Below are 13,263 nucleotides of genomic sequence, written 5' to 3'. Positions count from 1 at the left end.
CAATGAGGCCACCCCTAAAAGCACCAAGACTTAATAATGGAAAGTTTCGAATCCGTGCATAATCCGTATAGCTAATATTTCTTGCCAACAAAAAATATCGATTTTTATTAGCTCTTGCCTTACGCAACTCCTTTTCATAATACGATGATGATTTGCCTGAATATTTTGACAAAGAATCACTCAATGGCCTTAAGAAATTCTCAAAAGTTTTAGTGGTTGGTGTCAAGGCATCGAAACGGATGTCATATTTTGGAATGGACGTTGCCAGCAAACTCCCATCAGACGCATACACATTGCCACGGTTGGCAGGAATGGTGACATTCTTAACGGTACGTCTCTCCGCTAAGTCACGGTATTTATCACCGTCAACCAGCTGAATGGTAAACAATTTGAACACCACGGCCAATGCGAAGACAAACATGATGCCTGCTACAAAATACAATCGATTCAATATGTGCTTTTCAGTGACTGCCACTTATTTTTTTTCTGATTTTACTTTTATTTTCTTTGGCGGATTTGGAGACGGTGCAATCCCCTTTTCTGCCATTTTCTGGATGATTCCAGATTCCATTTTGAGACGCATCAACTTTGATCTACCATCCACAAAGACAGAGCGCCATTCTTTAACTTCATTGTTCAATCGCGCTATATCATGAACTTTTTTATCCGCACTGTGCGAACTTGCAATCATAATTATTGACAGTACAGAAATAAAAATGATGATCCTCCAATTCTTAAACGAATCATCGCTGACCAAAAACTTTCCTCTTAATATGTGATAGATGTTGTTTTTCATATTCCCATCTGTCCTTCGGACATCTTCCCAAAAGGAAGAGTTATTTTTGTTTTAACCTGAATTCGTTTCTGCGAATCCCGATAGCTATCGGGAAGGAACCTCTCTTTTAATTAGACTTATTCTTTAAACCTCCAAGGCCTACCCTTCCGTCTTAAATTCCTTTTCAGGAATTTATTCCGCCTTCCCTTAAAAAAGGGATGGAATTTTTTGATCTTATATTTTTTCCGCAATCCGAAGCTTTGCACTTCGCGCTCTGCTATTTTCCTTTATTTCTGCTTTAGATGGCACAATCAAACCGCCAACTTTCTTTAATGGCACTTCAAAATTCCCATAAACATCGCGCTCAGGCTCGCCTTCAAACAGTCCATTCCTAATAAAACGCTTCACCAACCTATCCTCTAATGAATGGTACGATATACAACTTAAGCGACCTCCTGTAACCAAAACTTCAGGCACCTGGAGCAACAGCTCCTTTAAAGCTTCAATTTCCTGGTTCACTTCTATCCGTATGGCCTGATAGATTTGCGCCAACACTTTATGTTCATTTTTGTGTTTTACAAATTTTTTCAAGACCTCTTTTAGGTGCTCGCTAGACTTGATTTCATTAGTTGCTCTTTCTTCCACAATAAGCCTCGCCATGGCTGGAGCCTGGCGCAACTCGCCATACTGCAAGAACACATCTCTAATCTGCTCCTCATCATATTTATTGATGACATGGAACGCTGACAATGTGCTGTCCTGATCCATCCGCATGTCCAAATCTGCTTCAAAACGTGTTGAAAATCCGCGCTCAGCAACATCAAACTGATGGGAGGAGACACCAAAATCTGCCAATATCCCATCTACTTCCTTGGCACCATAAAAGCGCAAAAAGCGCTTTAAAAACCTGAAATTCTCATTGATCAGCTTGAACCGAGAGTCATCAATGGTATTTAAAAGAGCATCCTTATCTTGATCAAAAGCGAATAGTTTTCCTTTTGGACCTAAGCGCTTTAAAATTTCACGGCTATGACCCCCTCCTCCAAATGTCACATCAACATACACACCGTCTGGCTTGACATTCAATCCATCTACTGCTTCCGTAAGTAATACCGGATTATGATAGTCCATTTTCGTCATCATCTTGTCCCATAACTTCCTCGGCTAAATCTGCAAAGTCATCAGCCGCATCATCTATAGCTTGTTCATATTTATCTTTATCCCAAATCTCCACAATATTTATGGCGGAAGACACTACAATTTCCTTTGAGATACCCGAAAAAGCCATTAGATCCTTAGGAATCAACAACCTGCCAGTACTATCTACTTCCACCACTTTCACGCCTGCCGTAAATCTTCGGATGAAATCGTTATTTTTCTTTTTGAAGCGGTTAAGTTTGTTCATTTTTTGCATCAAAGCCTCCCATTCGGTCATTGGATACAATTCCAAACACGGTTGAAAAACCGCTCTTTTTAAAACAAATCCGTTTTGAAGCGCAGGCAACAGCTGTTTTTTGATGGCAACAGGCAACATAAGCCTACCTTTGGCATCAACTTTACATTCGTATGTTCCTATTAATGAATTCAAAAGCTTTTGTTTGTTTAACTAACGACTACGATTCAAATATATTGAAAATATTACCACCTTTTACCACAATTTACCACTTTTGTTGATAAGTTTTTGATTTTGAGCGGTATTTTCGACAAACGGATGAAAGGAGGAATAAATAAGCGCTTGTTTTTCAGAATATTAAAAAGTGGGATAAAAGCATTTATTGGATGTAAACAAATAATGTAGAAGTATTGCCTTGAAACTGGCGAAAAAGAAATAAAATTTGATTGAAATAACTATATTTGTTTTTTAAGCATAACTACCAACCGTTAATGAGACATCTCTTAAAAAAAGAAAAAAAGTACAGCTATATTGAAGTAGGTGAAGGTCAACCCATAATAATTCTGCATGGATTAATGGGCGGCCTTAGCAATTTTGATGGTGTTATCCAGTATTTTAGTGGCAAGGGCTATAAAGTCATCGTTCCTGTATTACCCATTTATTCGATGTCCTTACTAAAAACCAATGTACGTAGTTTTGCTAAATATCTTTATGATTTTATAGAATACAAAGAATTTGATGACGTTATTTTATTGGGCAATTCGCTTGGTGGCCATATTGGACTTTACCATACCAAACTCTATCCTGATAAAGTTAAAGCCCTGATTATTACCGGAAGTTCCGGCTTATACGAAAGCGCTATGGGCGGAGGCTACACCAAACGCGGTGATTATGAAGTGATCAAGAAAAAGGCTCAAGATGTTTTTTACGACCCCGCAGTGGCAACCAAAGAAATTGTGGACGAAGTTTATGAAACTGTCAATGACAGAAATAAATTAATTAAGACCTTAGCCATTGCCAAAAGTGCCATCCGTCATAATATGGCCAAAGATTTACCTAAAATGGATCTGCCGGTATGCATCATTTGGGGAAAGAACGATATTGTAACTCCACCCGAAGTTGCCGTCGAATTTCATGAACTTCTACCAGATTCTGACCTTTACTGGATTGATAAATGCGGACATGCCGCTATGATGGAACATCCCGATGAGTTCAATGCGATACTTGAAGAATGGCTGAAGAAGCGGAAGCTTTGAGAAGCAAGTTATGAGTGGTGAGTGATGGCGGGTGACGAGTGACTGAAGAGTTATGAGTTATGAGTTATGAGTTATGTCAGTGGTGAGTGGTGAGTGGCGAATGAGGACTGAGACTGCCCACTGAAGACTGAAGACTGAGGACTGAAGACTGAGGACTGCCAACTGAGGACTGAGAACTGTCAACTTAAAAATAAAATCCTAAAAAAACATGATCATCAAATCTGCTGAATTTATAATGAGCAATTCGGAAGTGGCCAAGTGCCCGAAGGATACATTGCCTGAATACGCATTTATTGGGCGCAGCAACGTTGGCAAGTCGTCGTTGATAAACATGCTGACCAATCATAAAAATTTAGCAAAAACATCTGGGAGACCAGGCAAAACCCAACTTATCAATCATTTCTTAATCAATAAGAATTGGTTTTTGGTAGATTTACCTGGATACGGCTATGCGCGCGTTTCCAAAATATCCAAAAAAAAATTCCAAAGGTTTATTACTGACTATTTTGAGGAACGACAGCAATTAGTATTGGCTTTTGTTTTGGTGGACATCAGGCATGAGGCCCAAAAAATAGATCTTGAATTTATGCAGTATATGGGCGAAAATGGCATTCCGTTTTCCATTATTTTTACCAAGGCCGATAAGCTCAAGCCAAAAGCCATCGAACGTAATGTTGCTGCTTATTTAGAAGAACTTCTTAAAACATGGGAAGAAACCCCTAAATACTTCATCACCTCTTCCTCTTCTGCTCTTGGAAGGGATGAAGTGTTGAACGAGATTGATCAGATCAATCAACAAATGAATGCCCTAAGACAGAACTAATATTGTTCTGTTTTATAGCTATAGCCAGATTCTCTAAAATAACCCATTCAAAAAAAAAGCTCCAAAGTTGCGTAAACCTTGGAGCATTTTTTATATCGATTTCAGAAAGATTAATCCTTCACGTTATTGACAACTTTTTTAATGCTATAAGAGCTTCTTAAATCGCTTAATACATTTAAGGCCTCTTCAACATACACATCTTGACTCAATGCCTTGTGCCAGCGATCACGTTTCTCTCTCAGAACACTATCTTCAGCCATTAATTTATTTTCGTAAGGCAAAGAGCTATAAGTTAAGTTTGTTTTATAATCGGTTAAACGCTCAAAGTGCTTTGCTTCCTCTTCGTTTAGTTTTAGTGCTGCCTTATACGTGTCATAGTTTAGGGAGTAATTCTCCTTGTCCCTAAGCTTTTTGACCCATTTGGCATTTTCGTCAATTAATTTCAACTGTTCGTTCTTGGCAATACGTGCCTTACTGTTGGCAACGGCCTTTTGATAATCCACATTGTGATCCCATATCTTATAATCAGTGGCATCAATCCTATCATAAGCCATCGGATTATCCTGATTCTTTTCGCCTAAAGCGATATAACTGTAACGGTCTGGAACAACCACATCACTTTTCACCCCTTCCAATTGGGTTGATCCACCGTTGATTCGATAGTATTTCTGTATGGTATATTTTAGAGCACCCATATCACCACTCGTATTGTTTCTCACCATTCGGTTAAGATCCAGGACGGTCTGAACGGTCCCTTTACCAAAAGTTTGTTGACTACCAATTACCAAGGCTCGTTTATAATCCTGCATGGCAGCAGCCAAAATTTCAGAGGCTGAGGCAGAATTCTCGTTTACAAGAATCACCAGTGGGCCATCCCAGGTTATGGATTTGTCTTTGTCCTTTAACACTTCCTTTTGTCCGCCGGTAGTTTTTACTTGAACAATTGGACCTTCCTTAATAAACAATCCGGCCATATCTATAACAGTTTGCAATGATCCGCCTCCATTATTTCTTAAGTCTAAAACCAGACCTTCAATACCTTCTTCCTTTAAGCGTTCTATTTCAAGCTTAACATCTGTAGCCGCATTACGTTTCTTATAATCTTCCATATTGACATAAAAGCCTGGAAGATTGATCACACCGAATTTCTTATCGTCCTTAATCACGGTGGTCGATTTTGCATAAACCTCCTCCAACTCTACCACATCTCTGGTAATGGTCAACTCTTCAATAGTGCCATCTACCTTTTTTACAGTTAAAATAACATCGGTACCTTTTGGTCCTTTAATTAATTTTACGGCATCTTCCAAACGCATACCCACAATACTGACGGCAGGTTCACCATCATCCTGTTGTACCTTAAGAATTTGATCTCCTGCCTCTAATTCGTTATTTTTCCATGCCGGTCCACCGCTAATAATCTCTATGATGGTCACGACATCCATTTTCTTTTGAAGCCGCGCGCCGATACCCTCAAATTTCCCCGACATGGCCACATCAAAACGCTCCTTATCTTCTGGTGCATAATAAAATGTATGCGGATCAAATTCGGCAACAATAGCATTTAAATAAACGCTAAACCAATCGTCTCGCTTCCGTTCATCAATATAATCATAAAGCTCATTGAGCGAATTGAGCGTCGCTTTTCTTGCTTCTGCCTCTAATTCCGTCAGTGATTTTTTAACCTTTTTTTCAGATTTGACTTCAGCATCAACTAACACATTTTGATTTACCCCTTCAGTATCATATTCGTCTACATGACTCATTTTCTCAACCATTTTCTTATCAGAAAACGTATTTTCCTGCTGTTTAATCAAGTCGTCATAATTGGCAATGGCAGAAAACTTAAGCTGGGTTCTCCAACGCTCTCTCATATCCTTCTTTGAATTGACATAATCCAATTTCTTGTACTCCGTATTGATCTCTTCATCTATGGTATAATCAAACGGCTTGGACAAAACCTCTCTGTACATTGCTTGCGATTCCTCTATGCGTTGCAACAATCGATTATGGGTCAGGTTGAAAAACGTCAGGTCCTGATTTTTTAATTGATTGTCAATTTTATGCTTATAAGCTTCAAACTCCTTAATGTCCGAGGCATAGAAGTATCTTTTAAAAGGATCCAACTGATCCAGATAAGCCTTAAATACATTCTCGGAGAATTGGTCATTTATTTCCTTAGGACTATAATGGCCTTCTTCAAGAACATAGGTTATTAATTGCATCAATAATTTATCCTTGTCTGGATCTTCAAAAGTTTTAGTGGTGAAACTACATGACGCAAACGCCAGCATAAGCGCCAGCAATAAAATCTTATAATTCCTTTTCATGATATCTTTCATATTTTTTAGCGGCATTGATTTAGATCTAAACGTTATAGACCCTCTGATTATTTTTTACTAAAGTAAAAGAAAAAACCATGCCAATAAAACCATTGGCTACTAATTTTTTGTTAAACCACTCTGAATGGGATTTTAACGTCTAATTTATGTATTTTAGCAATCTAAATATTATTGCAGAATGAACACGAAACCACTGATTTTAGTCACCAATGATGATGGAATTACGGCACCGGGATTAAGAGCCTTGATTGAAGTCATGAATACGATTGGCGAGGTTGTAGTCATAGCACCAGACAGTCCACAAAGCGGGATGGGCCATGCCATCACGGTCAACTCAACACTTTACGTAGAAAATGTAAAAATCGATAATAATCCACAATCCGAATACAGTTGCTCTGGCACTCCTGTTGATTGTGTGAAACTCGCGGTTAAGCAAATTTTGGGACGGCGACCTGATATTTGCGTTTCCGGCATCAATCACGGCTCCAACTCTTCCATCAACGTTATTTATTCAGGAACGATGAGTGCAGCCATAGAAGCTGGCATTGAAGGCATACCGGCGATTGGTTTTTCGCTGTGCAACTACAATTGGAGTGCTAATTTTGAAGCTAGCAAAGGTTTCGTGAAAACAATTACAGAAAATGTATTGGAATACGGGTTACCTGAAGGCGTGGTGCTCAACGTGAATATTCCGGATTTGCCTAAAGACAAGATCAAGGGCATCAAGGTTTGCCGCCAAGCAAAAGCAAATTGGGAAGAAGAATTTACCAAACGTCAAAATCCGAGTGGTCGTGACTATTATTGGTTAGCTGGGAAATTTGTTAATTTAGACGAAGGCGAGGACACCGACGAGTGGGCCTTACAAAATGGTTATGTTTCCTTGGTTCCTGTTCAATTTGATCTGACCGCCCACCATTGCATTCAAAATTTAAACTCTTGGAATTTAAATGATTAAAAAAGAAGTATTTATCGGTTTCATTGTAGGATTACTTGCCAACACCATCGGGTTTATAATTGCCATATTTATTTTTGGAAGTGGCGAAAATATCGTTACGGCTTATAGGCAATCCTTGGCCCAGGGGTTTTTCAGTAAATTAGTTAGCATGGGAGCGCTACTAAATCTTGTAGTGTTTTTCATGTTCATCAAACAAAGACGCGACTATCGAGCAAGAGGCGTAATTATGGCTACCATAGTTGTAACGATTGCCACCTTTTTATTAAATTACAATTAATAAAAACCCATTCGATTTCTACTTGTTTCTGACCTAAACATTACGATTCTTAAAAGATGAAATACTACATCATTGCTGGCGAAGCCTCCGGAGATTTACATGGTGCCAATCTTATGAAAGCACTACAAAGACAAGATGTCAATGCCCAATTCAGATTTTGGGGAGGCGATTTGATGCAAAAGGTGAGTCCTACACTTGTTAAACACTATCGCGATTTGGCATTTATGGGTTTTCTGGAGGTCGTCATGAATTTGAGAACCATTACCAAAAATCTCACCTACTGTAAAACCGACATTGAAAGTTACAACCCCGATGGTATCATCTTTATTGACTATCCGGGCTTTAACTTGCGTATTGCCAAATGGGCAAAACAGAAAGGCTACAGAACCCATTATTATATTTCACCACAAATTTGGGCCTGGAAAGAAAATAGGATTCACGCCATCAAACGTGATATAGATAAAATGTATGTCATCTTACCCTTTGAAAAAGAGTTTTACGAAGACAAACATCAATATCCGGTGGAATTTGTTGGCCACCCGTTAATTGACGCTATTGCCGACCGTAAGCAAGTGAGTGAATACGAGTTTAGAGCCAAACGTGGGCTGACCGATAAACCAATCATCGCTTTATTGCCAGGAAGCAGGAAGCAGGAAATTCGCAAGATGCTAACGGTGATGTTAAGCATTGTCAAGGACTTTGAAGATTATCAATTTGTTATAGCCGGTGCTCCAAGTCAAGACTTTGATTTTTATAAAACCTTCATTAAAAAAGAAAATGTTTCATTCGTAAATAATAAAACCTATGATCTTTTGAGCTTGGCAACGGCGGCACTGGTGACTTCAGGAACGGCAACTTTAGAAACCGCTTTGTTTAAGGTCCCAGAAGTAGTTTGCTACAAAGGAAGCTGGCTTTCTTATCAAATAGCAAAACGCGTCATTAATTTAAAATATATTTCCTTGGTCAATCTGATTATGGACAAACCTGTTGTCACCGAATTGATTCAAGGTGATTTTAATTCCAAACGCCTCAAAAAGGAATTAGTAGATATTTTACGGCCCGAGAAAAGAGAAACACTTTTTATGGAGTATTTTCACTTAGAGAAGACATTGGGAGGAAAAGGTGCAAGCGAGAAAACGGCAGAGTTGATCTTCAAAGACATTAAAGAATATAAAACCAAATAGCTTTTTCCAAAAACTATATACTTTCAAAATTCCCTTAGCGTTTAATAAATAACCTTGGGGCGAGTTAAAACTTATGGATAAGATAATATGATTTTCAATCGAGAAAAGCTTCGGAAGATCAAAATCCACTAAGGGGAATAAATTTATATTTTTTCAAAAACGACATGTCACCTTATGAAAAAAATTGTCTTAATCCTTGTTTTGTTTATCGCATTGAGCAGCTGCAATGCTCCAAAGGGTATTTTAACGTCCAAGACAAACAGAGTTGAAACCCATCAGAAAACATCCACTTCAAATCCCATTCTCTCCATTGAGAGCAATAATTTTGAGTTAACCCCAGTGGATTTAACCCCCATTGGTCTGAATATTAAAAGTGAACTCCCAAAAACCATCGACACCAAAGCCAACAGAATAGTAGATTATGCTTTTGCATTTGATGGTGTAAGATACAAACGTGGCGGTACAACCAAAGACGGCATGGATTGTTCTGGGTTAGTAGTTACTACTTTTGATAGCGAAAACATTTCACTCCCAAGAGTTTCAAGAGACATGGCTAGGATGGGAACATCGATTAAACTACAAGAGGTCAGTAAGGGCGATCTTTTGTTTTTTGCCACTCGTAAAAATAGTAAGACTATTAGCCATGTCGGAATTGTTACAACGGCAAGAGATGGTTATGTAGAGTTTATACATGCAAGTACTAAAAATGGAGTCATTGTTTCGAACATGGCAGAAAAGTATTGGTACTTTGCCTTTGTACAGGCAAGACGTGTGATATAGTAGCTATTTCAAGTAAATGGCCAACTTTTGACCCTAAGTTATAATAAATTTATATTTTTATAAAAAATTACTTTATATAACCGATGAAAAAGATTGCCCTACTCCTTCTTTTATTGATCACTTTTAGCAGCTGTAAATCCTCTAAGCGGGTTGTGACCACAAAGTCAAAGACCGAAAAAACAGACTCCCGAACTCGTAAATCAACTTCAAATACTTACAATCCCCAAGCGGATAAAGTTGTAGATTATGCTCTCAAATTTGACGGTGTAAAATACAAATATGGCGGTACCACAAAAAAAGGCATGGATTGCTCTGGACTAATAGTGACCTCCTTCAACAGTGAAAATATTTCTTTGCCACGAACGACTGGAGATTTATCTACAACCGGGGATTGGATTGACTTGAAACAAGTGACCAAAGGCGATTTATTATTTTTTGCTACACGAAAGAACAGTCGAAAAGTTAACCATGTGGGAATTGTTACGGAAGCTCGTAATGGAAACGTTGAATTTATTCATGCAAGCACGAGTAGTGGCGTCATGGTTTCCAATCTCGCCGAAAAATATTGGTACTTCGCCTTCGTACAGGCAAGACGTGTTTTATAGTGCTTATTTTTAGTAACTTAGATTTATGAAGTTACTAAATTTTGCAATCATCAAGATTACCCTCTGCCTTATAATAGGCATTCTTTTTGCGCATTATTTTGACATTCCCATTATTTATAGCTTTCCGCTCACTTTAATTTTAACATTAGGGCTTGCCGTATTCCTGATCAGCGAAAAAAAACGCTTGGTAAAATCCTACGGATTTGGAATTCTAACGGTCTTCACCTTTATAACAATTGGTATTTTAACCTATCAACTGCACGACCAAAAGTCGTTCAAGCAACATTACACACAACATTTTGATCCTATTAATGATTCGATAGAAACGATAAACATTAGAATTAGGGAAGTCCTTAAATCAAGTGTCTATCACGATAAATATATTGTTGACATCCTAAACATAAATAATCAGCAACATATCGGAAAAACACTTTTGAATGTTCAAAGAGATAGTCTTCTCCAGGTTTTTGAAGTGGATGCTATTTTTGTAACCACATCGCCTCTAACCGATTTGAATCCTCCGATCAATCCCAACCAATTCGATTATAAAAAATATCTCGAAAAACAATATATCTATCACCAGATCTATACTAACCAAGATGAACTATTGCGCGTTTCATCAAACCCACATACGATTTTAGGCTATGCTGCCCAATTGCGAGCCCGAATCAATTCAAAATTAAAGTTACACAATTTCAAACCAGACGAACTCGCTTTGATAAATGCCCTGTTATTGGGCCAGCGTCAAGATATCAGTCCTGAAATCTACAATAGCTATTCCAGGGCAGGTGCCATTCATATTTTAGCCGTGTCCGGATTGCACGTTGGTATTGTCCTCCTGCTTCTCAATTCATTGTTCAGACCCTTGGAGTATTTCAGACGTGGAAAACTACTAAAAACTCTATTGATTTTGTTCGTTTTATGGGGGTTTGCAGTGGTAGCAGGGTTGTCGGCATCGGTTACCAGAGCAGTGATGATGTTCAGTGTTGTGGCTATTGGAATGAATTTAAAGCGGCCTTCCAATATTTTCAATACGCTTGCCATTTCCATGTTGTTTCTTTTGCTTTTCAAGCCCCTATTTCTTTTTGATGTAGGATTCCAGATGAGTTATCTGGCAGTCATTGCCATTGTGAGTTTTCAACCACTATTGGCGAACTTATGGCAACCACAATTAAAACCTATTCGAAAATTATGGGACATATTAACAGTGACGATAGCGGCACAGTTTGGAGTAATCCCCATAAGCTTGTTCTATTTCCATCAATTTCCAGGGTTGTTCTTCCTGTCCAACCTGGTGATTATTCCTTTTTTAGGATTAATTCTGGGGATGGGTATTCTTATTATTTTATTGGCTTCATTTAGTTTACTCCCTTCGTGGCTTGCCGATATCTATGGCGGTATCATCAATTTAATGAACAGTTTTGTCCAATGGGTCTCACTTCAGGAACGCTTCGTCTTTTCAGACTTGTCTTTTAGCTTGCTTCAAGTACTAACTGCTTATCTTCTGATTGTGACCTTGGTTTTATTATCGAAAAAACCAGGCTTTAAACGTTTGACCATCGCGATGTTTGCGGTATTGATTTTTCAATCCGTATTGATTTTTGAAAAGAGAGACAACCAACATGAAGAATTTGTTGTCTTTCACAAAAGCAGACATAGCCTACTTGGAATAAAGAAGAACACCACTTTAACCGTAGCGCATAATTTTGACAGCCTAACTTCCAGTAGAGACCATGTCATTAAGAATTATAAAATTGGTAATGCAATAAATAAACTCAAGAAGGACAGTTTGGAAAATATCTATGTATTCGGAACTACAAGAATTTTGGTTGTTGATAGTGCGGGTATTTATGAGATTCCACAGCTCAATCCAGAGGTTGTAATTTTGAGAGATTCACCAAAAATAAACCTAAACCGATTAATGGATTCTATAAATCCGCAATTGGTTATTGCAGATGGCAGCAATTATAAAAGCTATGTTAAACGATGGGAACTTAGTTGTATGAAACGAAATATTCCATTTCATTTGACCGGTAGAGAGGGTGCTTTTGTATTGAGAAAACAATAACTCTATTGTGGTTGTGCTTCCCGAAGATTTCGCGGATGTGTTTTTGTTTCCCGCAGATTTCGGGGATTTACGCAGAGACTTGTCAGCCTCAAAACACAAAAAGACCCTTTTCACTTAACCGGCAAAAAGGGCACTTTTAAATTTTAAAGACTTGACTAAAATTAATGAGGATATACTTATGTTTTCCAAATGCGAACTTCGTCTTAATAGCTCAATAGAAAATTTCCTAACTACCCCTTAAACTCAGGTTTAAATGCAGTATAAAAGGCATTGAATTCTTCTTGGGTTTTTATTTCCTTATGGCTGTCGTTCAGAAACATTTTAAGGTACAATTCCAGTTGCTGCGGATTTTGATAACCTCTAACCGGTGTAATAATATCACCTTTTTCATCAAAAAACATGATGGTTGGATAGGCATTTACTTGAAACGCATAGGTTAAATCGTGTACACTGTTCCGACGGCTGGCCATTTCTGGCTTATAGCCTTTATTGGTATAAGTATTACCCTTGTATTTGACAACATCATTACCCTCGCCATTAAATTTAACGGCATAATAATTAGCGTTGACATATTTGGCAACATCAGGATTTTGAAAGGTGTTTTTGTCCAACATCTTACAAGGACCACACCAATTGGTATAAACGTCCATCATGATTTTTTTAGGTTTCTTTTTTTGGAGCTCCAAGGCCTCTTCAAAAGTGACCCAGTTAATTTGTTGCGCGATACCATTAAAGGACATTAACAATGTCAATACCCCTATAAATGCTAACTTCTTCATTTTATTCATTTTTTGCAAATCTAAGT

Annotated in this window: 13 protein-coding genes and 1 pseudogene; 8 read left to right on the top strand and 6 right to left on the bottom strand. The window is 38.1% G+C overall.

What is annotated here, in order from left to right; translation table 11 throughout:
• The 4 genes and pseudogenes from MWU32_RS01020 to mraZ all read right to left on the bottom strand — a co-directional run.
• Window positions 1-475, bottom strand: a pseudogene (locus MWU32_RS01020) (penicillin-binding protein); the annotation flags it as partial.
• Window positions 476-796, bottom strand: coding sequence for an FtsL-like putative cell division protein (locus MWU32_RS01015; RefSeq protein WP_246936946.1), 321 nt, complete (start codon window positions 794-796; stop codon window positions 476-478).
• 213 nt (window positions 797-1,009) lie between these two features.
• On the bottom strand, window positions 1,010-1,906 hold the full coding sequence (gene rsmH / locus MWU32_RS01010; protein WP_246936953.1) for a 16S rRNA (cytosine(1402)-N(4))-methyltransferase RsmH: 897 nt from the start codon (window positions 1,904-1,906) through the stop codon (window positions 1,010-1,012).
• Window positions 1,893-2,363 (bottom strand): division/cell wall cluster transcriptional repressor MraZ, encoded by a 471-nt coding sequence (mraZ, locus tag MWU32_RS01005; RefSeq protein WP_246936942.1) that lies wholly within the window; start codon window positions 2,361-2,363, stop codon window positions 1,893-1,895. The genes rsmH and mraZ overlap by 14 nt, the downstream gene beginning before the upstream one ends.
• Window positions 2,364-2,659: 296 nt before the next feature.
• On the opposite strand from mraZ, the gene MWU32_RS01000 reads away from it, so the two are divergent.
• On the top strand, window positions 2,660-3,424 hold the full coding sequence (locus tag MWU32_RS01000) for an alpha/beta fold hydrolase (protein WP_246936939.1): 765 nt from the start codon (window positions 2,660-2,662) through the stop codon (window positions 3,422-3,424).
• A gap of 211 nt (window positions 3,425-3,635) precedes the next feature.
• On the top strand, window positions 3,636-4,247 hold the full coding sequence (yihA, locus tag MWU32_RS00995) for a ribosome biogenesis GTP-binding protein YihA/YsxC (protein WP_246936950.1): 612 nt from the start codon (window positions 3,636-3,638) through the stop codon (window positions 4,245-4,247).
• Between the two features lie 110 nt (window positions 4,248-4,357).
• Here yihA and MWU32_RS00990 read toward each other — a convergent pair whose 3' ends face one another.
• A complete protein-coding gene (locus MWU32_RS00990) occupies window positions 4,358-6,577 on the bottom strand; it encodes a carboxy terminal-processing peptidase (protein ID WP_246936948.1) in 2,220 nt (739 codons plus the stop codon).
• A gap of 190 nt (window positions 6,578-6,767) precedes the next feature.
• Between MWU32_RS00990 and surE the strand changes: the two genes are divergently transcribed.
• From surE to MWU32_RS00960, 6 genes are all read left to right on the top strand, one after another.
• Complete coding sequence (surE, locus tag MWU32_RS00985) at window positions 6,768-7,544, top strand: 5'/3'-nucleotidase SurE (protein WP_246936937.1); 777 nt, start codon at window positions 6,768-6,770, stop codon at window positions 7,542-7,544.
• Window positions 7,537-7,821, top strand: a complete 285-nt coding sequence (locus MWU32_RS00980; RefSeq protein WP_246936934.1) for a hypothetical protein — start codon at window positions 7,537-7,539, stop codon at window positions 7,819-7,821. Before surE ends, MWU32_RS00980 begins: the two co-directional genes overlap by 8 nt.
• A 56-nt stretch (window positions 7,822-7,877) precedes the next feature.
• Window positions 7,878-9,005, top strand: a complete 1,128-nt coding sequence (gene lpxB, locus MWU32_RS00975) for a lipid-A-disaccharide synthase (protein WP_246936932.1) — start codon at window positions 7,878-7,880, stop codon at window positions 9,003-9,005.
• 174 nt (window positions 9,006-9,179) lie between these two features.
• Window positions 9,180-9,785 carry a C40 family peptidase gene (locus MWU32_RS00970; protein WP_246936930.1) on the top strand — a complete coding sequence of 202 codons (606 nt, stop codon included), beginning with the start codon at window positions 9,180-9,182 and terminating at the stop codon, window positions 9,783-9,785.
• An 83-nt stretch (window positions 9,786-9,868) separates the two neighbouring features.
• On the top strand, window positions 9,869-10,390 hold the full coding sequence (locus MWU32_RS00965; protein ID WP_246936926.1) for a C40 family peptidase: 522 nt from the start codon (window positions 9,869-9,871) through the stop codon (window positions 10,388-10,390).
• 25 nt (window positions 10,391-10,415) lie between these two features.
• The gene (locus tag MWU32_RS00960) at window positions 10,416-12,458 is read left to right on the top strand and encodes a ComEC/Rec2 family competence protein (protein ID WP_246936923.1); all 2,043 of its coding nucleotides are present in this window, start codon (window positions 10,416-10,418) and stop codon (window positions 12,456-12,458) included.
• A 230-nt stretch (window positions 12,459-12,688) separates the two neighbouring features.
• Here MWU32_RS00960 and MWU32_RS00955 read toward each other — a convergent pair whose 3' ends face one another.
• On the bottom strand, window positions 12,689-13,237 hold the full coding sequence (locus MWU32_RS00955; protein ID WP_246936922.1) for a thioredoxin family protein: 549 nt from the start codon (window positions 13,235-13,237) through the stop codon (window positions 12,689-12,691).
• Between the last annotated feature and the right edge of the window lie 26 nt (window positions 13,238-13,263).

The organism is Gelidibacter sp. F63206, from assembly GCF_023015735.1.
This window is presented reverse-complemented; position numbering and strand designations above follow the sequence as displayed.